This window comes from Geothrix sp. 21YS21S-2 (assembly GCF_030846775.1).
Taxonomy (GTDB): Bacteria; Acidobacteriota; Holophagae; order Holophagales; family Holophagaceae; genus Mesoterricola.
Genome location: NZ_CP132910.1, coordinates 2376401 through 2396138, shown reverse-complemented (window position 1 = coordinate 2396138; position 19738 = coordinate 2376401). Strand labels below are relative to the sequence as shown.

Annotated in this window: 15 protein-coding genes and 1 riboswitch; of the genes, 6 read left to right on the top strand and 9 right to left on the bottom strand. The window is 70.2% G+C overall.

The window, feature by feature from the left end; genetic code table 11:
• Positions 1-28: 28 nt before the first annotated feature.
• Genes RAH40_RS10570 through lysC form a run of 6 tightly spaced genes read right to left on the bottom strand, consistent with a single transcriptional unit; the run spans position 29 to position 6011 of the window.
• On the bottom strand, positions 29-1171 hold the full coding sequence (locus tag RAH40_RS10570; RefSeq protein WP_306602079.1) for a hypothetical protein: 1143 nt from the start codon (positions 1169-1171) through the stop codon (positions 29-31).
• Entirely contained in the window at positions 1168-2277 is a 1110-nt protein-coding gene (locus RAH40_RS10565) for a pyridoxal phosphate-dependent aminotransferase (protein ID WP_306602078.1), read from the bottom strand. Before RAH40_RS10565 ends, RAH40_RS10570 begins: the two co-directional genes overlap by 4 nt.
• Entirely contained in the window at positions 2274-3080 is an 807-nt protein-coding gene (locus tag RAH40_RS10560) for a 2,3,4,5-tetrahydropyridine-2,6-dicarboxylate N-succinyltransferase (protein ID WP_306602077.1), read from the bottom strand. The genes RAH40_RS10565 and RAH40_RS10560 overlap by 4 nt, the downstream gene beginning before the upstream one ends.
• A complete protein-coding gene (dapA, locus tag RAH40_RS10555; protein WP_306602076.1) occupies positions 3080-3958 on the bottom strand; it encodes a 4-hydroxy-tetrahydrodipicolinate synthase in 879 nt (292 codons plus the stop codon). The genes RAH40_RS10560 and dapA overlap by 1 nt, the downstream gene beginning before the upstream one ends.
• Positions 3955-4671 carry a 4-hydroxy-tetrahydrodipicolinate reductase gene (locus tag RAH40_RS10550; protein ID WP_306602075.1) on the bottom strand — a complete coding sequence of 239 codons (717 nt, stop codon included), beginning with the start codon at positions 4669-4671 and terminating at the stop codon, positions 3955-3957. The genes dapA and RAH40_RS10550 overlap by 4 nt, the downstream gene beginning before the upstream one ends.
• Positions 4668-6011: a lysine-sensitive aspartokinase 3 gene (gene lysC, locus RAH40_RS10545; protein ID WP_306602074.1), complete on the bottom strand. Its 1344-nt coding sequence runs from the start codon at positions 6009-6011 to the stop codon at positions 4668-4670. Before lysC ends, RAH40_RS10550 begins: the two co-directional genes overlap by 4 nt.
• A gap of 112 nt (positions 6012-6123) precedes the next feature.
• A riboswitch (Lysine riboswitch) is annotated at positions 6124-6304 on the bottom strand.
• Positions 6305-6348: 44 nt separating this feature from the next.
• Between lysC and ybaK the strand changes: the two genes are divergently transcribed.
• Entirely contained in the window at positions 6349-6831 is a 483-nt protein-coding gene (gene ybaK / locus RAH40_RS10540; RefSeq protein ID WP_306602073.1) for a Cys-tRNA(Pro) deacylase, read from the top strand.
• On the opposite strand, the gene RAH40_RS10535 is transcribed toward ybaK, so the two are convergent.
• Together RAH40_RS10535 and RAH40_RS10530 are read right to left on the bottom strand one after the other, a co-directional pair.
• Positions 6815-8251 carry a hybrid sensor histidine kinase/response regulator gene (locus RAH40_RS10535; RefSeq protein WP_306602072.1) on the bottom strand — a complete coding sequence of 479 codons (1437 nt, stop codon included), beginning with the start codon at positions 8249-8251 and terminating at the stop codon, positions 6815-6817. The genes ybaK and RAH40_RS10535 overlap by 17 nt on opposite strands.
• A 204-nt stretch (positions 8252-8455) precedes the next feature.
• On the bottom strand, positions 8456-10150 hold the full coding sequence (locus tag RAH40_RS10530; protein ID WP_306602071.1) for a cytochrome b/b6 domain-containing protein: 1695 nt from the start codon (positions 10148-10150) through the stop codon (positions 8456-8458).
• A gap of 252 nt (positions 10151-10402) precedes the next feature.
• On the opposite strand from RAH40_RS10530, the gene RAH40_RS10525 reads away from it, so the two are divergent.
• The 4 genes from RAH40_RS10525 (at position 10403) to lon (ending at position 15631) form a co-directional block, all read left to right on the top strand.
• A complete protein-coding gene (locus RAH40_RS10525) occupies positions 10403-11311 on the top strand; it encodes a lysophospholipid acyltransferase family protein (protein ID WP_306602070.1) in 909 nt (302 codons plus the stop codon).
• Between the two features lie 41 nt (positions 11312-11352).
• Entirely contained in the window at positions 11353-11820 is a 468-nt protein-coding gene (locus RAH40_RS10520) for a GreA/GreB family elongation factor (protein WP_306602069.1), read from the top strand.
• 75 nt (positions 11821-11895) lie between these two features.
• Positions 11896-13140, top strand: coding sequence for an ATP-dependent Clp protease ATP-binding subunit ClpX (clpX, locus tag RAH40_RS10515; RefSeq protein WP_306602068.1), 1245 nt, complete (start codon positions 11896-11898; stop codon positions 13138-13140).
• A gap of 184 nt (positions 13141-13324) precedes the next feature.
• Positions 13325-15631 (top strand): endopeptidase La, encoded by a 2307-nt coding sequence (gene lon, locus RAH40_RS10510; RefSeq protein WP_306602067.1) that lies wholly within the window; start codon positions 13325-13327, stop codon positions 15629-15631.
• Here the strand turns inward: lon and RAH40_RS10505 are convergent.
• Positions 15621-15986 (bottom strand): hypothetical protein, encoded by a 366-nt coding sequence (locus RAH40_RS10505; RefSeq protein ID WP_306602066.1) that lies wholly within the window; start codon positions 15984-15986, stop codon positions 15621-15623. The genes lon and RAH40_RS10505 overlap by 11 nt on opposite strands.
• Before the next feature lie 142 nt (positions 15987-16128).
• Between RAH40_RS10505 and dnaE the strand changes: the two genes are divergently transcribed.
• Positions 16129-19737 (top strand): DNA polymerase III subunit alpha, encoded by a 3609-nt coding sequence (gene dnaE, locus RAH40_RS10500; RefSeq protein WP_306602065.1) that lies wholly within the window; start codon positions 16129-16131, stop codon positions 19735-19737.
• The last annotated feature ends 1 nt before the right edge of the window (position 19738 follow it).

Below are 19738 nucleotides of genomic sequence, written 5' to 3'. Positions count from 1 at the left end.
CCCATGGCGGGCCAACGATTTCAACCATTCAGGCCTCCCACCGTTCCCGCGGGGCGGGGTGGGAGAGGAAGGGCGTCATGGCCTCGGTGAAGCCGTAGGCTCCCGCCATGCCCATCACCAGCAGGGTCCCGGGTCCCACCTCGGGCAGTTCCACCTCGCCCAGGCGGTCCAGGCTGGTGCACAGGGGCCCGGCCAGGGTCGCGGGGCGCCGCGCGCCCGCGGAGGCCACGGCCCGGGTGGGGAAGGCCTGGCCCGTGAGCAGGGGCCGCAGCAGGTGGTTGACGCCCCCCTCCAGGATCACGAACCGCACCCCCCGGCTCTCCTTCACGCGGGTGACGCGGGTGAGGTAGATCCCGCAGGGGCCGGCCAGGAACCGGCCCGGCTCCAGGACGAGTTCGCCCTTGAACCAGGGGCAGGCCGCGAGCAGCTCGCCCAGGCCCCTGCCCAGGGCCTCCACGTCCAGGGGCATCTCGCCGGGGGCGTAGGGGATGCCCAGCCCTCCGCCCAGGTCCACCTGCTCGAGCTCCGTGCCCAGGGCCTCCTGGAGGAGGCGCGCCATGCCCAGGACGTGCCGGTGGGTGGCCAGGAGCCTGGAGGCGTCCCGCTCGTTGCTGGCGGCGAACACGTGCAGGCCGCGGATGGCCACCTTGCGCAGGCCTTCGGCCCGCTTGAGCAGGATCGGCAGGTCCTCCTCGTCCACCCCGAAGGCGGAGGGGCCCGTGCCCCCGATGATGGGCGAGCCCTCCTGGATTCCGCCGGCGGGGTGCACCCGCAGGTTCACGGCCACGGGGCCCGGGGCCAGGCGCTCAAGGCGCTCCAGGTCCTCCCAGCCCTCGGCCTGGACGCGCACCCCCAGGCTCAGGGCCAGGTCCAGTTCCGCGGTGCGCTTGCCGGGGCCGGCATAGAGGATCCGGCCCGGGGCGAGCTCGGCCACCCGCGCCAGCTCCCCGGCCGAGGCGCAGTCGAAGGAGGCCCCCAGTTCCCCGAAGAGCTGGAGGAGCCGGGGATGGGGATTGGCCTTCACGGCGTAGGCGACCCGGACCCGGGGGGGCAGGGCGGCCCGGAGGGTGCGGAACTGGGCCTCGGCGGCCGCGAAGCTGTAGGCGAACAGGGGCGTGCCCTCCCGGGCGAGCCGGTCGCAGGCGGCGTCATCGAAGGCGAAGAGGTTCATGGCGTGCTCCAGAACGGGGCCAGGCGCCGGACGCCCTCCCGGATGAGGGCGGGATCCCCCGCGTAGCTGAGGCGCACGAAGCCGCGGCCCCGCTCCCCGAAGGCCTGGCCCGGCACCACCACCACGCGGCCCTCGTCGCGCAGGCGAAGGCAGAAAGGCATGGGGTCGGCCCCGGGCGGCAGGGCCAGCCAGTGGTAGAAGCCCCCCGCTCCGTGTTGCGGGACCTGCCCGAAGTGGCGCGCGAAGGCCTCCGAGAAGGCCTCCCACCGCGCCCGCAGGTGCTCCCGCGCCTGGGCGAGCACGGCGCCCGATTCCCGCACCAGGGCCAGGGCCGCAAGCTGCGAGGTGCGGGCCGGGGCGGTGACCATGTAGGCGTGCACCAGGCGGGCCGGGGCCAGCAGCGGGGCCTCCCCCAGGGCCCAGCCCACCCGCAGCCCGGGGGCGCCCCAGGCCTTGCTCACGGAGCCCAGGACGATGCCGCCCTGCGTCACGTCGCGCAGGGAGGGCGCCGGGTCACCCAGGCGCAGGTCGCGGTAGACCTCGTCGGAGACGAGCAGGACGCCGCGCCTGGCGCAGGCCTCGGCCACCTCCGCCAGGGCGGCCCGGGAGCACCCGGCCCCGGTGGGATTCCCGGGATGGTTCACCAGGGCCAGGCGGGCCCGGGGGGCGGCGTCCAGGGCCGCCCTGAACAGGTCCGCGTCCAGCCCGAAGCCGGGGCCCAGGGGGTAGGGCACGGGCTCGGCCCCGGCGATGCGGGCCAGGGCGGGGTAGGCCAGGAAGCCCGGGTCGGGCACCAGCACGGCGTCCCCGGGCTCCGCGTAGGCCTGCGTCAGGGCGAACAGCGCGCCCTGGCTGCCGGCGGTGAGGAGGACGTCCCGGGCCGGCGTGCCGTGGAAGGCGCCCACCGCCTCCTGAAGTTCGGGCAGGCCCGCGTTGGGCCCGTAGGCGCAGGGACCGGAAAAGCGCGCCAGGGCCTCCACCGCGGGCAGGGGCAGGTCCCAGCCGGGCTCGCCCAGGCCCATGGGCACGGCGTCGGGAGGCGCGCCTTCGGACAGGGCCCGGATGGGGCTGGGACGCAGGTGGGCGAGGCGCGCGGCGGGGATCAACGGAGGGCCTCCTCAAGGGCGGTGCCGGCGTCGGTCTTGCCGTCGCGGTACTTGACGATGCACGGGGCGCTCACCGAGAGGCGCTTCTGCATGGCGAACATGCCCGAGGCCGGCCGCGTGCCGGGCACCACCACGGCGCCTTCGGGCACCACGCGGGTGATCTCGCGCTCGTTGACCAGGTCGAAGATCCGCGTCGAGGCCGTGAGGATGACGCCGGGGGCCAGCACCGCGCGGCGCTTGACCACGACACCCTCGAACAGGCCGCACAGGCCTCCCACGAAGGCCTCGTCCTCCACCACCACGGGCAGGGCGCCGGCGGGCTCGAGCACGCCGCCCACCTGGGCCGCGGCCGAGAGGTGGACGCGCTTGCCGATCTGGGCGCAGCTGCCCACCAGGGCGTGGCTGTCCACCATGGCCCCTTCGTCCACGAAGGACCCGACGTTGATGTAGGCCGGGGGCACGATGACCACGCCCGGGGCGACGAAGGCCCCGCGGCGCACGGCGCTGCCGCCGGGCACGAGGCGCACCCCGTCGGCCAGGGAGAAGGCCCTGGGAGGGTAGGCGGCGCGGTCGAAGCAGGGTCCGGGCCAGCCCGGCACTTCCTCGGTGGCGGTGGAGCGGAAGCCGGCCAGGATGGCGGTCTTCACCCAGGCGTTGGCGTGCCAGTTCCCCTGGGCGTCGGGGGAGGCCGCGCGGGCGGCGCCGCGCTCCAGGGCCTCCAGGAAGACCTCGAAGACCTGCGGCAGGGCCGGGTCGGCGAGGATCGCGTCCATGGGGCGGGAGTAGAAGGCCTGAAGGTCCATCAGGCCACCTCGCCGCGGCGGGGCAGGAGCTCGGCAAGGCGGGCCCGGGTGGCTGGGGCCGCCGGCACCAGGGGCAGGCGCAGGGTGGGGCCGCACAGGCCCAGGAGCTCCAGGGCCGCCTTCAGGGGGATGGGGTTGCTCTCCAGGAAGAGGGCGTCCATGAGGGGCAGGAGCTGCTGGTGGAGGGCGATGGCCTCGGCCCTGCGGCCGTCCAGGGCCAGCTTCACCAGGCGCGCCGTCTCCCGGGGCAGGACGTTGCCCAGCACGCTCACGAGGCCCGAGGCGCCCACCGCGATGCTGGCCACGGCCAGGTTGTCGTCGCCCGCGAGAAGCGCCTTGCCCTCGGGCAGGGTGCGGGCGATCTCGGCGATCTGCGCGAGGTTGCCGCTGGACTCCTTCACGGCGGCCACCTGGGGGTTCTCCCAGAGCCGGGCCAGGGCCTGGGGCGTCAGGTTGAGCCCCGTGCGGCCCGGCACGTTGTAGACGACCAGGGGCAGGCCGGGGGCCGCTTCGGCCACGGCCTCGAAGTGGGCCCTGATCCCTTCCGGGGTGGGCTTGTTGTAGTAGGGGGTGACCACCAGCGCGCCGTGGGCGCCCTGGGCCTGGGCCCTGCGGGTCCACGCCGCGGCCTGCCGCGTGGCGTTGGAGCCGGTGCCCACGATCACCGTGGCGGAGCCGGCCTCCTCCAGGGTGATGTCCACCAGGGCGTCCCGCTCGTCGTCCAGGATGGTGGGGGCCTCGCCGGTGGTCCCCAGGACCACCAGGTGGGCGCCGCCGCCGGCCACATGGCGCACGAGGCGGCGGTACGCGGGCTGGTCGACGTCGCCGGCCGGCGTGAAGGGCGTGGCCAGGGCCACGAAGAGTCCGGTGAGCGTCATGGCAGGTCTCCGAAAAGGGGGTCGAGGATCTCGCGGGCGTAGTCGTCGAAGGTGCACAGGCCCTTGCGTCCCCGCAGCCAGCGCGCCGCCCGCAGGGCGCCCCGGGCGAACACGGCCCGGGAGCGGGCCTGGTGGGACAGGCGCAGGGTCTCGGCGGGCCCGTCCAGGCCCAGGGTGTGGGTGCCGAACTCGGACCCGGCGCGGATGACGGAGATGCCGAGCTGATCGGACGCGGGCGCGCCCAGGGTCCAGCCGGTCTTGCCGGGGAACCCGGCCAGGACGGCCTCCGCCAGCCTGCGGGCGGTGCCGCTGGGGGCGTCGGCCTTGAGGCGGTGGTGGTGCTCGAGGAGGTAGGGGTCCAGGTCCCCGTCCAGGGCCGCGAAGCGTCCCAGCACCGTGGAGAGCCGCGCCATGAGCGAGACAGCCAGGCTGAAGTTGGGCGCGGCGAGCACGCCGATGCGCCCGCCGATGCGCGCCTCGAGGCCGGGCAGCCCCCACCCCGTGGCGCCGATCACCAGGTCCGCGCCGGTCTCCAGGGCCCAGGCCAGGTGGCCGTCCACGGCGCCCGCCACGCTGGCGTCGATGGCCAGGTCCACGGGGGTGGGCACCCCTTCCGAATCCAGCGTCCAGGCCAGCTCCACATCGGGGGCCGCCCGGGCCTCGAGCGCGATGGCCGAACCCAGCCGGCCCTTCCCGAAGATCCCGATCCTCATGCCGCGCCTCCCCCGATGAGGGCGGCGTGGAGCCGGCGCACGGCGTCCTTCGCCTCGGCGGCCGTCACGACCATGCTCAGGTTGATCTCGTTGGCCCCCATGCTGATCATCTCCACGTTGATGTCGCTCATGGCGCCGAAGGCCTGGCCCGTGATGCCCGGCGTGTGCTTGAGCCGCTCGCCCACGATGGCCACGATGGCACGGCCCGTGGCCACGCCCACCGTGGCGAAGGCCGACAGGTCCGCGATCAGCTCCTCCAGGGGCGCGTCGGCCTCCACCGTGAGGCTGACGCTCACCTCGGCGGTGGCGATGAGGTCCACGCTCACCTTGTGCCGGGCGAAGACGTCGAAGAGCCGCGCCAGGAACCCGCTCTGGTTCAGCATGCGGGCCGAGGCCACCGTGAGGACCGTCACCGGGCCCCGGTGGGCCAGGGCCGTCACGGGCCGGCCCGTGCGCACCTCGGCCGTGATGGTGGTGAAGCGGCCCTGGGGCCGGCGGGTGTGGCGCACGGTGACGGGGATGCCCTTGTCCACCGCGGGCTGGATGGTGGCGGGGTGGAGCACCTTGGCGCCGAAGGCGGCCAGCTCCCCGGCCTCGGCGAAGCTCAGCTCGGGGATGGGCTGGGCGTCGGGCACCACCCGGGGATCGCTGGTGAGCACGCCCTCCACGTCCGTCCAGATCTGGATGTCCTCGGCCCCCAGGGCCGCGCCGAAGAGGGCGGCGCTGAAGTCGGAGCCGCCGCGGCCCAGGGTGGTGGTGAGGCCCTGGGCGGTGGCGCCGATGTAGCCCTGGGTCACCACGGCCCGGCCGGGGCCCAGCAGGGGCGAGAGGATGGCGGCCGCCAGGGACTCCAGCTCGGGAACGAGGGGACGGGCCGAGCCGAAGGCGGCGTCGGTGCGCACGATGGTCCTGGCGTCCACCCACGCCGCGCCCATGAAGGCGGCCAGGATGCGGGTGGAGAGCCGCTCTCCGATGCTTGCGATGGCGTCCATGCTCCGGGGGGAGAGCTCCTTGAGGAGGGCCACCCCCCGCAGGAGGAGGTCCAGTTCGGCGGCCAGGTCCGCCAGGGCCCCGTCCAGGTCCGCGGGGAGCCCCGCGGGCATGAGTTCCTCCGCCAGGCCCCGGTGGCGCCCGATGAGCGCGGCGTGGAGGGCCAGGGCCGCGGGCAGGTCCCCGCCCTCGGCCTTCGTGGCCGCCTCGAAGAGCTGGTCGGTGGTCCTGGCCGTGGCCGAGAGGACCACCAGGGGGGAACGGGGGTGGGCCGCCGCGGCCAGGGCCGCGACCTCCCGCATGCAGGGGGCGTCGGCCACCGAGGACCCGCCGAATTTCATGACGATCATCGCGCACCCCCGGGGGATGCTGGAACTGGGTTGGGCAGGTTCGTCACGAGGGCCTCCATCGGGAAACGGATGAAGACCCTTGACCCCTCCCCGGCCCCAGGGGACCGGCTTGTCGTCCTAAGGCACTCCGCGGCGATTTGGCGCCGCGACAGCCGCCGGGTTTTAGCCCTGACGTCCAAGGAGTGCGTCGATGATTCGCAACCCTTTCGGCGATCCTCCCCTTTCAGCAGAGATCAGCGGGTCCATCAACCCTCCCTCGGCCTACTGATGGGAATCGCTCCTCCATCGGTTTTTCAACCGTGGCACATTCCCGCCCCGAGTGCAACATACTTGGGGCATGTCCAAGGCGCCCTCGACCCCGGCCACCCGTCTCCTCAGGGAACTCAAGATTCCCTATACGGAGCATTTGTACACCTACCAGGACCACGGCGGAACCCTCGTGGCCGCCCAGTCGCTGGGCGTGGACGAGCACGCCGTGGTGAAGACCCTCATCATGGAGGACGAGGCCGCCCGCCCGCTAATCGTCCTCATGCACGGGGACCGGGAGGTGAGCACCAAGGCCCTGGCCCGGCAGATCGGGTGCAAGACCGTGCACATCTGCAAGCCCGAGGTGGCCAACCGGCACTCCGGCTACCTGGTGGGCGGCACCAGCCCCCTGGGCACCCGCAAGCCGATGCCCGTCTACGTGGAGCGGAGCATCCTCGCCCTGGAGCGGGCCTACCTCAACGGCGGCAGCCGCGGCTTCCTGGTGGGCGTGGCCCCGGCGGACCTGGCCCGTGCCGTGCGCACCGTGGCGGTGGACGCTACACAGGAAGGATGAGCCGGACCGCGGTGCCCTTGCCGGGCGCGCTCTCCAGCTGCACGGAGCCGCCGTGGCCCTCCAGGATCTCCCAGGCCATGGCGAGGCCCAGGCCCGCGCTGCCGCGCTCCAGGCGCGTGGTGAAGAAGGGGTCGAAGACCTTGCCGCGGATGGCGGGCGGGATGCCGGGGCCCGCGTCCCGCACCTCGATGTAGATCCGGGTCCGCATGGGGCCGGGGGTTCCGCCGGGGCGGTAGGGCCGGGGGGGCAGGATCCCGGTGGCCACGCGGATGGCGCCGGAGCCGCCCAGGGCCTGCCGGGCGTTGGCCAGGAGGGCGCCCAGGGCCTGCTCCAGGGCGGCGGGGTCCAGGGGCGCCTCGGGCAGGTCCCCCCCGGGCTCGAAGTCGATGCGGATGCCGGGTCCGGCGGCCTCCCGGGCCCGGGCCAGGAGGCTCACCACGAAGGCGTTGGGCGGTGTGGCCACCCGGGCCGGGCGTCCCAGGTGGGCGAAGGCGCGCAGCTGCGCCAGGAGGCGCCCGGCCTCGTCCAGGGACAGGAGGGCTTCCCGCAGGCGCCGCTCCTGGCCCGGGAGCGCCGCCAGGGTGCGCAGCTCGTCCACGCAGCCCCCCAGGGGCCCCTGGAGCCTGGCTGCGAGGCGCCTGGCCAGCTCGCGCGCGCCGTCCATGCGCCGGCGCTGGTGCATCCGCCCGTCCCGCCAGGCCTCCTCGGTGATGTCCATGATGACCCCCCGGTAGCCCTCGGGGCCCCGGTCCACGTTCCAGCGCGTCCATCCCCAATCGCCGCCGGAACGGCGGATGCGGGCGCGGAAGCTCACGTTGCGGCTCCGCTCCAGGGCCTCCAGGAAAAGGTCGGCGTCCTCGGGGTGGAGGATGGCCACGAGGCCCTCCAGGTCCCCGGGCAGGGGAGAAAGGCCGAGGATCGCCTCCGCCGCTTCGGGGATGGCCAGGCGGTCCCCCGTGAGGATCCACGGCACCACCCGCGCGGCCAGGGCGGCCTCCGTGAAGCCCCGTGGGCCGGCCGCCGCGGGGGCCCGGCCCCCGGCCAGGGCCCGGCGAACCGCCGGGGCGAGCCGGGCCGGGTCGTCCTTGGGCACGCAGTCCGCTGCGCCCCGTCGCAGGCACGCCGCGGCCCGCTCCTCGCCGAGGCTCCGGGAAAGGAAGAGGAACGGCAGGTCCGGGGCCCGGTTCCGGGCGATCTCCAGGGCCTCCTCCCCGCCGATGCCGGGCAGGGCGCAGTCCGCCAGGACGAGGTCGAAGCTCCGGCCGTCCGCCAGGGCCGAGAGGAAGCCGTCGCGGTCGTTCACCCAGGTCAGGTCGGCCAGGAGACCCTCCCGGTCCAGCAGGTCCTTGACCTGCTCCACGTCCCCGGGGCATGCCTCCAGGTGCAGGATGCGGACGGCGCGGTCCACGGGAGTAGGCATTTATGCCGAATTTGAATTAATAATAAATATGAATTCCACCGGGACCCCCCGCCACATGCCCGTTTCCTCCTCCGGCTCTTGGGTGCCACCAAGATAAGCTCCTGCAAGAAAAAGACGAGCGGTTTCCGCTGGCTCGGAGGCTCCGGACTAAAAAACGGGCGACCCTGTGGTCGCCCGCTTGAAGGAGGTCAGGTCCGCCGGGGACTATTCGGCGGGTTCGTCCGGATCCGGACTCGGCTCGTCGCCCACGTGCTCCAGGGGGTGCTCCTCGTGGTGGTGGTGGGGGGTCACCTTGCCGTCCAGGAAGGCCCAGTTGATGGGGTAGACCTCCGGGTCGAAGATGACGAAGTAGAAGTGCCACACGATGATGGCCAGGGTGGCCAGGATGGCTTCGTAGTAGTGGACGGTGATGGAGACGTCCACGATCCAGCGGGGCATCCAGCGGGTGAAGTAGATCTTGAACCAGATGAGGCCGCCGGTGGTGCCCATGAGGAAGGTGCCCCACACCACGGCCCAGTATTCCGCCTTCTCGGCGTACCCGAAGCGCTTGAACTGGGGCTTGGCGGCGCCCGGGACCACCAGGTACTTCAGGTGCGTCAGCACGTCGAAGAGGTCCTTGGTTTCGGGCAGCATGTCCTTGACGAACTTCCGGCCGTCCCTGGTGAAGATGGCGTAGAAGAGGTGGACGATGGCGCCCACGATCATGACGACGGCGGCAATGCGGTGGCCGGTGCGGCGCACCACCTCGCTCGAGCCCATGCACCAGCCCAGCCAGGAGTTGGGATACTTGAGCGCGAAGCCGCTCACCACCAGGAAGATGAAGCTGGAGGCCAGCATGGCGTGCTGGATGCGGGCCTGGGTGTTCATCCGCACCACGGTGCGGTTGGGGTCCCGCAGGGCGGCCAGGGCCTTCTTGCGCAGTATCAGGATGTTGTGGAGGGCCATGCCGCCGATGGTCACGAAGATCAGCGAGAGGTACGTGTAGCGCACCCAGTGGTCCACCTTGCCGCCGATGTCCGAGACCTCCTTCTTGTCAACGTGCACCTTGCCCAGCGAGAACTTCTCGTTGGCGTTGGGGTGGCACTTCTGGCAGGTCTGGACGAGGTTGGCCTTGTTGACCATGGAACGCTTGTCCGAGGCGGCCAGCACCAGGTGGTAGCCGTGGCAGCTGGCGCAGTTGGCGGCGTTGGCCGAGCCCATCTTGGCGGCCATGCCGTGGTAGCTCTCGAAGAAGGTGGTGACGCGGTTGTCGGGGAGGTCGAACTTGGCGTTCATGCGGGACGAGCCGTGGCAGCGGCTGCAGACCATCTGGGAGACCTTCATCGGCGAGGCCGACTTCAGGCTCTCGATGGCGTGGTCGGAGTGGCAGTCCGTGCAGACCGGGGCTTCCTGGATGCCGGCGGCCGTGGCCTGGCCGTGCACCGAGGCGTCGACCTCGGCCACCACGTCCGGATGGCACTGGCCGCAGGTGATGTGCAGGTTCTCCCGCCGAACCGGGGAATTGGCCGAGGTGGCCTTGACGATCTCGTGGGTGCCGTGGCACTCCGCGCAGCCCGCCGCGCCGGCGTTGCCGGCCTTGCGGGCCCGGCCGTGGGCGCTGGCGGCGTAGGTCTTCGAGGGCTTCTCGTGGCAGCTGGCGCAGTCGACCGGGGCCAGCTTGGGCCCGGGGTGGGTGGCCGCGTCCAGGTCCGCGTGGCAGCTGACGCAGCCGTTGCCCGCGTGAATGGAGGCCTCGAACTTGGCCTTGTCCACGAAGGGAGGCTGCTTGCCCTTGGCCGTGGCGGCGGGCTTGCGCCCGTGGCAGGCGAAGCAGGCCGCGTCCGGCCCGGCAGGCTGGGCTGAGAGGGTCAGGGCCGCGGCCAGAGCCAGCAGCGACGATCGTACGATTCCCAAGTTCATCAAAGGACCTTTCCATCCGAAAATCTGAAATCCCAGTCTAGGGTTTTTTCCATGTAAGAAAAGTCACTTTAGTCCTCCGAGGCTTCTTTTCCAATGCGAATGAGTCCGGCAATCATTGCCTGGAAACCCCCTGGCGTTCCGGAATCTGCTACGCTAGTCGTTCGCGCCTCACCATCGGGGCGCACCTTTTTTTATATGGCACACACCTCCCCAGACACCCGCCTCTCCTTCCGCCATCGCGCGGAAGCGGGGATGTTCCACCTGGTCGAGGGCATCGTGAGCCGCCTGCCCTGGGAGACCACCCTGACCCTGGGCCGCGGCCTCGGGCGCCTGGCCCACGCCCTGGACCGGCGCCACCGCAAGGTGGTGCGGGACAACCTGCGCAAGGCCGACCTGGGCCTGACCGAGGCGGGGATCCGGGCCATCTCCCTGGACTGCTTCGAGCACTTCGGCACCCTGGCGCTCACCGCCATCCACCTCCTCCACATGGACGAGGAGGAACTGGCGCGCAGGGTGAAGGTGGTGGGGATCGAGAACTACGACGCGGCCAAGGCCGCCGGGAAGGGGTTCATCGTCCTCACGGGCCACTACGGCAACTGGGAGGCCACCGCCCTGGCCCTCAGCGCCCTGGGCCGGACCCTCTCGGTCATCGGGCGGGAGCTGGACAACCCGCTCCTGGAGCCCCGGCTCCGGCAGCTGCGGGGGCGGTTCGGCAACGAGGTGATTCCCAAGGACGGGGCCTTCCGCGGGGCCATCAAGGCGCTGCGGATGGGCAAGGCCGTGGGCTTCCTCCTCGACCAGGACGCGCTCACCGCCGGCGTCTGGGTGAAGTTCCTGGGCCGCTGGGCCTCCACCTTCCCCTCCGCCGGGCTCCTGGCCGTGAAGTACGGCCTCCCCGTCGTCCAGCTCCGGAGCTGGCCCAATGCCGACGGCACCATCACCGTGTCGGTCGAACCTCCCTTCCAGGTGCCCGTGACGGGGGACATGGACCGGGACGTCTGGACCGCCACCCAGATCATGACCCAGAAAATCGAGGCCGATATCCGGCGCGAGCCTCGATGGTGGTTCTGGATGCACCGCCGGTTCAAGACGCGGCCCGGGGAGGGCGACCCCCTCCCCGCACCGTTGCCTCCTGATGAATGGCTTCTCGACAGCCGTTGAATCCCTCCCGGGGCTCCGGCCCCCCGACCATGGACTTTCCTATGCCCAAGCACGTTCTCGCAAAGCTCGAGGTCGAACTGAAGGCCCTCAAGCAGGCCCTGCTCATTGAAATCCCCAAGGAAATCGCCAGCGCCGCCTCCCAGGGCGACCTGTCGGAGAATGCTGAATATGAACAGGCCCTGGCCAAGCGGGACATGTTCCAGAACAAGGTCGTCGTACTGGAGAAGCGCATCGCCGAGGTGGCCAGCCTCGACCTGGACCGCCTGCCCAAGAACAAGGTGGCCTACGGCACCCGGGTGACCCTCCTGGACCTTGACTCCGAGAAGGAAGTCACCTACAAACTGGTGCTGCCCGAGGAGCTCGGGGACCACCCCGACCACTTGAGCATCAGCTCCCCCATCGGGATGGCCCTGGTGGGCCTGGAGGAAGGGGCGGAAGTGAAGATCAAGATTCCCGCGGGTATCAAGCGTTTCGAGGTCCTGGGACTGGTCACCGTGCACCACCAGTGACATCGGGCACGCGATTCCCAGGTGCCGGGGGGGCGTCAAGGCCCCACAATGAACGACGCAGTGGAAGGAGATCCCATGACAAAACCGAAGCGTGATCAGCAGTGCTCCTTCTGCGGCAAGGCCCCCAACGAGGTCGAACAGCTTCTTGCTGGTCCCAACGCCTATATCTGCAATGAATGCGTCGAGGCCGGCCAGCTCCAGCTGCGCATGAGCCGCCAGGGCAAGCCCGCCGGCAAGCACGAGCCCCGCCTGGCCCGGCCCAAGGAGATCAAGGGCTTCCTGGACGACTACGTGATCGGCCAGGAGGGCGCCAAGAAGCGCCTGGCCGTGGCCGTGTACAACCACTACAAGCGCATCCTCACCCCCCAGAAGAGCCTGGGCGCCACCGAGGTGGAGCTCTCCAAGAGCAACATCCTCCTCATCGGCCCCACGGGCACCGGGAAGACCCTCCTGGCCCAGACGCTCGCTCGCATGCTCGACGTGCCCCTGGCCATGGCCGACGCCACCACCCTCACCGAGGCCGGCTACGTGGGCGAGGACGTGGAGAACATCCTCACCAAGCTCCTCCAGGTGGCCAACTACGACGTGGAGCGGGCCCAGCGCGGCATCGTCTTCATCGACGAGATCGACAAGATCGGCCGCAAGAGCGAGAACCCCAGCATCACCCGGGACGTCTCCGGCGAGGGCGTGCAGCAGGCCCTCCTGAAGCTGGTGGAGGGCACCGTGGCCAACGTGCCCCCCCAGGGCGGCCGCAAGCACCCCCACCAGGAATTCATCCAGCTGGACACCTCCAACATCCTCTTCATCTGCGGCGGCGCCTTCGTGGGCATCGAGGACACCATCAAGCAGCGGGTGCGCGCCAAGGCCGTGGGCTTCGGCGCCAAGGTCACCTCCAAGGGCAGCAAGGACAACCTCCTGCGCCTGGTGGAACCCGAGGACATCATCAAGTTCGGCCTCATCCCCGAACTGGTGGGCCGCCTCCCCGTGGTGGCCACCCTGCAGCCCCTGGACCGCGACGCCCTGGTGGCCATCCTCACCCAGCCCAAGAACGCCGTCACCAAGCAGTTCATGCGCCTTTTCGAGATGGACGACATCGAGCTGACCTTCGAGGCCGGCGCCCTGGACACCATCGCCGACCAGGCCCTGCTGCGCAAGCTGGGCGCGCGCGGGCTGCGGAGCATGCTGGAGCAGATCCTGCTGGAGCCCATGTTCGAGCTGCCCAGCGAGGAGCGCACCACCAAGGCCACGCTCCACCTCACCCGGGCCATGGTGGAGAAGGAACTGGGAATCACGAGCCTGTCGATTCCCGCCGCGGGCTAGGAAGGTCCTTTTTCCTCAGCGAGCCCTCCGCGCCTCCGCGATTGATCTTCTTCCCGGGGTGCCCCTGCGCATATAGTCATTGCGCCGGCGCATCCAGGAAAGGGATCAATCGCGGAGGCGCGGAGGGCTCGCTGAGGAAAAAAAGCATATGTCATTATTCTTGAGTGTTGATTGGTAGGGCCCCATGACGAATCCCCTTCGCAAGACCATCACCCTCCCCGCCATCCCCATCCGGGACATGGTCCTCTTCCCGGGGGCCCGGGTTCCCTTCATGGTGGGGAGGCGCGCCTCGGTGCGGACCCTCGAGCTGGGCATCAAGGTGGGCGACCACCTGCTCCTGCTCACCCAGCGCAACCCCAAGGAGGAGCAGCCCAAGCAGGAGTCCATCCACGCCGTGGGCACCCTGGCGCTGGTGGAGTCCCTCATCCCGCTGCCGCGGGACTACTACAAGGTGGGCGTCAAGGGCATCGCCCGGGTGCGCCTGGAGCGGTACCTGGACGACGGGGACGTGGTGCAGGCCGAGGTGGAGATCCTCCCGGAGCCCGAGGCCCCCGGCGGACCGGCCCTGCAGGATGCCTTCGGCTCGGCGGTGGAGGGCTTCCTCCAGCGCAACCCGGAACTGGCCCGGACCCTCAGCCTGGACCCGGCCATGCCCCTGGGCCAGGCCATCGACGCGGTGGCCGCGGTGCTGCCCGCGGACGTGCGGGACAAGCAGGGGGTGCTGGACCAGCTGGACATCGAACCGCGCCTCCACACCCTCCTCAAGCTCCTGGAAGCCGACGCCGCCACCCACCAGGCCGAGGGCAGGGAGGAGGCCCAGAACCTCGAGAAGGACCACAAGGCCTTCGTGCTGGGCGAGAAGATGCGCGGCGTCCTGCCCGAAGGCAGGAAGGACGAGCTCGCCCAGCTGCGGGAGCGCATCCTCAAGGCCGGGATGGGCGAGGAGGCCGAGGGCAAGGCCCTGGAGGAGGTGGACCGCCTGGAGGGCATGCCCCCCCAGAGCGCCGAGGCCACCGTGAGCCGCACCTACATCGACTGGCTCCTGGCCCTGCCCTGGTCCAAGCTCGCCGACGACCACCTGGACCTGGAGGAGGCCGAGCGCATCCTGGACGAGGACCACGCGGGCCTGGAGAAGGTCAAGGCCCGGATCCTGGAGTACCTCGCCGTCATGCGCCGCCTGCGGGACCGGAACGCGGGGGCCCCCCTGCGCGGGCCCATCCTCTGCCTCGTGGGCCCTCCCGGCGTGGGCAAGACGAGCCTGGCGCGGTCCATCGCCCGGGCCCTGAACCGGCCCTTCCTGCGCTTCTCGCTGGGCGGCGTGCGGGACGAGGCCGAGATCCGGGGGCACCGGCGCACCTACATCGGCTCCATGCCCGGGCGCATCATCTCCCTCCTGAAGAAGGGCGGCGTGCGCAACCCCCTCATGCTCCTGGACGAGATCGACAAGATGGGCTCCGACTGGCGGGGCGACCCCAGCTCCGCCCTGCTGGAGGTGCTGGACCCCGAGCAGAACCAGACCTTCCAGGACCACTACCTGGACGTGGGCTTCGACCTCAGCCAGGTGCTCTTCCTCACCACCGCCAACGTGCGCCACCAGATTCCCCAGCCCCTGGAGGACCGCCTCGAGGTGCTCGAGCTGAGCAGCTACACCCTGGGCGAGAAGAAGGCGATCGCCCACGCCCACCTGGTGCCCAAGGCCCTGGACCGCCACGGCATGGCCGACCTGGGCATCACGTTCGAGGACGCGGCCCTGGAAAAGCTCGTGCAGGCCTACACCAAGGAGGCCGGCGTGCGCCAGCTGGAGCGGGAGATCTCCGCCGTGCTGCGCAAGCTGGCCCGCCAGAGCCTCCAGCCCGGGCCCTTCGACGCCAGGGTCACCGCGGACCGCCTCGCGGGCCTGCTGGGCCCCGAGCGCTTCCTGGAATCCCCCCTGTCGGCCCAGCCCGCCGCGGGCGTGGTCAACGGCCTGGCCTGGACCCCCACCGGCGGGGACCTCCTTACCATCGAGGCCGCGCGGCTTCCGGGCAAGGGCGTCCTCAAGCTCACCGGCAAGCTGGGCGAAGTGATGCAGGAGAGCGCCAACCTCGCGCTCAGCTTCGTGCGCATGCGCGCCGACAGCCTGGGCCTGGCCCCCGACTTCCTGGAGAAGACCGACCTCCACGTGCACCTGCCCGAGGGCGCCATCCCCAAGGACGGGCCCAGCGCCGGCATCACCCTGGCCACGGCCCTCATCTCGGCCCTCACGGGCATCCCCGTGCGCGCCGACCTGGCCATGACCGGGGAACTGACCCTGCGGGGCGCGGTCCTGCCCATCGGCGGCCTCAAGGAGAAGCTCCTGGCCGCCCACCGAATGGGATGCCGCACCGTCATCATCCCGGCGGAGAACGCCCGGCACCTGGAGGAGCTCCCCGAGGAGGTGCGCCGGGAGCTGGTCATCCACCTGGTGAAGAGCATGGACGAGGTGATCCCCCTGGCCCTGGTCAGAACTTGACCTTGATCCCGGCCCGGTAGTAGTTGTCCGCCACCACCCCGGCCTCCACCACCACCGAGACCACCTGGAAGCGGCGCCGCCAGGGGCGGGGCAGGACGTAGCTGATCGTGGCGTGGGCCGCGACGTTGAGGATGCAGAGCCGGGTGATGGTCCTGGCGCTGGGGTGGCGGGGCAGGAGGGGGTTGCGCTCGTAGCGGTTCCCGTCCTCGATCTGGCGGCTCTGGCTGCAGTCCATGGCCACCATGGCCACGTAGGAGAGTTCCCAGGCGGTGTCGGACTTGGACCAGGGGTCCGCGGCCCGGCAGGGCATGCCCAGGCAGAGGGCCGCCAGGCCCCAGGTGAGGCTTTTCAACATGGATCACGACCCTCCGGCTACTGGCGTGAGCCACAATATGAGTTATTAATTCATCGCGGCAAGCCCCGCGCCCGCTCGTTCACAACTGCAACACCCCAGCAACTTTCCCCAACCCGCCCCAGGCTTGCGACAATGGCCCCCTATGACCTTCGCGCATCTCCACCTCCACACCGAGTACTCCCTCCTCGACGGCCTGACCCGCATCCCCGACCTCGTCAAGAAATGCAGGGCGACCGGCATGAACTCGGTGGCCGTCACCGACCACGGCAACATGTTCGGCATGATGAAGCTCTTCGACGCCTGCGAGAAGACGGCGGACAAGGACGGCAACTGGGCCGTCAAGCCCATCCTCGGCTGCGAGGTGTACGTGGCCCCCCGGTCCCGGCACGACCGCAAGCTCGACAACAACGCCCTGAACGCCGAGGGCCTGGAGGACTGCCTGGACCCCTCCGGCCAGCGGGACGCGGGCTACCACCTGGTGCTCCTGGCCAAGAACCCCGTGGGCTTCCGCAACCTGTCCAACCTGGTCTCCAAGGGCTTCACCGAGGGCTTCTACTACAAGCCCCGGGTGGACAAGGACCTGCTGCGGGAGAACAGCGAGGGCCTCATCGCCCTCACGGCCTGCCTGGGCGGCGAGGTGCAGGCCCGCCTCCTCTCCGGCAACATCGACGCCGCCGAGCGCGTCGCCCGGGACTACCAGAGCATCTTCGGCGAGGACTTCTACCTGGAGATCCAGGACCAGGGCTTCGAGGCGGAGCGCCTGATCATCCCCAGCCAGTTCGAGCTCTCGAAGCGCACCGGGATCCCCCTGGTGGCCACCAATGACGCCCACTACCTCAACCACGACGACGCGGACCTCCACGACACGCTCCTGTGCATCGGCACCAAGCGGTTCAAGAGCGAGCCCAAGCGCATGCGCTTCTCCACCGACCAGTTCTACGTGAAGTCGCCCGAGGAGATGGCCGCCGTCTTCCCCGGCCACCCCGAGCTGCTCGAGCGCACCCTGGAGATCGCCTCCAAGATCGACCTCTTCCCCATCACCCGCAAGCCCATCACCCCGCAGTTCCCCGTGCCCTCGGGCCACACCCTGGAGAGCTACTTCGTGGAGGTGGCCCGCGAGACCTTCGAGGAGCGGCTCAAGGAGTGCCAGGTGCTCTGGCAGGCCGGGGCCCTCAAGCACTCCGAGGAGAAGTACCGCGCCCGGCTCGAGTTCGAGCTGGACACCGTCCTGAAGATGGGCTTTCCCGGCTACTTCCTCCTGGTATGGGACTTCATCCGCAAGGCCCGCGAGATGGGCGTGCCCGTGGGCCCGGGCCGCGGCAGCGCCGCCGGCAGCATCGTGGCCTGGTCCATGCACATCACCGACATCGACCCCATGCAGTACGACCTGCTCTTCGAGCGGTTCCTGAACCCCGAGCGCATCTCCATGCCCGACGTGGACATCGACTTCTGCCGGGACGGGCGCCAGAAGGTCATCGACTACGTCACCGAGGCCTACGGCAAGGACCGCGTCAGCAACATCGTCACCATCAACCAGCTCAAGACCAAGGCCGTCATCAAGGACGTGGCGCGGGTCTTCGAGAAGGACTTCGCCTTCGCCAACAACCTCACCAAGCTCGTGCCCCAGGAGCCCGGAAAGCCCATCACCGTGGCCATGGCCCTGGAGCAGAGCGACAAGCTGCGCGAACTCTACGAATCCGAACCCGAGGTGAAGAACATCCTGGACATCTCCGCGCGCCTGGAGGGCCTCGCCCGCAACACCGGCGTCCACGCCGCCGGCGTGATCATCGCCCCCGACGACCTCACCCGCTTCGCCCCGCTCAGCCGGGACAAGGACGGCAAGGTGATGGTGCAGTACACCATGGTCGAGGCCGAGCGCGCCGGGCTCCTGAAGATGGACTTCCTGGGCCTGGAGACCCTCACCCAGATCGCCAAGACCCAGGGCTACATCGAGCGCACCCAGGGCCATCCCGTGGACATGACCCTCATCCGCACCTTCGACGACCGGAAGACCTTCGACCTGTTCAGCCAGGGGGACACCGACGGCATCTTCCAGTTCGAGTCCGGCGGCATGAAGTCGCTCCTGGCCAAGCTGCGCCCGGACCGCTTCGACGACCTCATCGCCCTCAACGCCCTCTTCCGCCCCGGCCCCCTGGGCGCGGGCATGGGCGACACCTACGTGAACCGCCGCCACGGCCGCGAGCCCGTGACCTACATGTTCCCCACCCTCGAGCCCATCCTCTCCCCCACCTACGGCGTGATCCTGTACCAGGAGCAGGTGATGCAGATCGCCAGCCTCATCGCCGGGTACTCCCTGGGCGAGGCCGACATGCTGCGGCGCGCCATGGGCAAGAAGGACAAGGAGAAGATGGCGAAGGAGAAGACCAAGTTCATCGAGCAGGGCGTGGTGCGCGGCTACGAGCGGGACAAGGTCTCCGAACTCTTCGATCTTATTGAATACTTTGCTGGCTACGGCTTCAACAAGAGCCATTCAGCGGCATATGCCCTGATTGCATACGAAACAGCCTACCTCAAAGCCAACTTCCGCACCGAGTTCATGGCCGGCCTCCTCTCCACCAAGGCCCAGCGCACCGACGACGTGGTGAAGTACATCCAGAACTGCAAGGAGATGGGCCTGGACGTGCTGGGCCCGGACATCAACGAGAGCCAGCTGGACTTCACCATCACCGGGCCCAACCAGATCCGCTTCGGCTTCGCCGCGGTCAAGGGCCTGGGCGAGGCCGCGCTGGAGGCCATCCTCGCCGCGCGCGCGGAGGAGGGGGGCTTCAAGGACTTCTTCCACGCCCTCAAGGCCACCGACCTCCAGAAGGCCAACCGCCGCGTGTGGGAGGCCCTCATCAAGGCAGGGGCCTTCGATTCCATGGAACCCAACCGCGCCGCCCTCATGGAGGGCCTGCCCTCGGCCATGGAGAACGCGGGGAAGGGGGGCCAGGACCTGGGGCTGGTATCGCTCTTCGACGAGGCCGAGATGGCCAGCCTCGCCGACAACTGGGCCGTGCCCGAGGACGTGGAGTTCTGGAGCCGCAAGGACCGCCTGCGCTACGAGCGGGAGTCCCTGGGCCTCTACGTGTCGGGCCACCCCCTGGAGGAGTTCAAGGACGCCATCAAGGTGCACACCGTGGGCACCATCGCCTCCCTGAAGGAGGCCGCCGCCGCCGGCAGGCACCGGGACCGGGACGAGGTGGCCATCGGCGTCATGGTGAGCAACGTCCAGTTCAAGACGAACCAGAAGGGCGAACCCTGGGCGATCCTCTACCTGGAGGACCTCACCGACAAGGTGGAGGCCCTGCTCATGGCCGGCAGCTACAACCCCGTGACCCGGAAGAGGGGCCGCCCCTTCGACCTGTACCGGCACCTGGCCCTGCCCGACGCCCTCCTGCGCGTCACCGGCGAGCTGAAGATCGAGACCACCGGCAACAACGGCGACGAGGACGAGGAGGAGCAGACCACCATCAAGCTCTTCGTGACCTCCCTGGAGCCCCTGGAGGACTTCCAGGGCAAGGGCTTCTCCGGCGCCCTGATCCGCCTGCCCAGGGGGGAGTACCCCAACCGCCTGGTGCCCCTCCTGCGCCTCTACCACGGCAACCTTCCCCTGCACCTGGAATACCGCGGCCCCCAGGGCATCCTCGCCCGCGTGAGGGCCAGCGGCGACCTCAATGTCCGCTTCGATCCCGACCTTTCCGAAAAGGTCGCCAAGGAAGCCGGATGCGCCCTGAGCTGGACCTACTGAC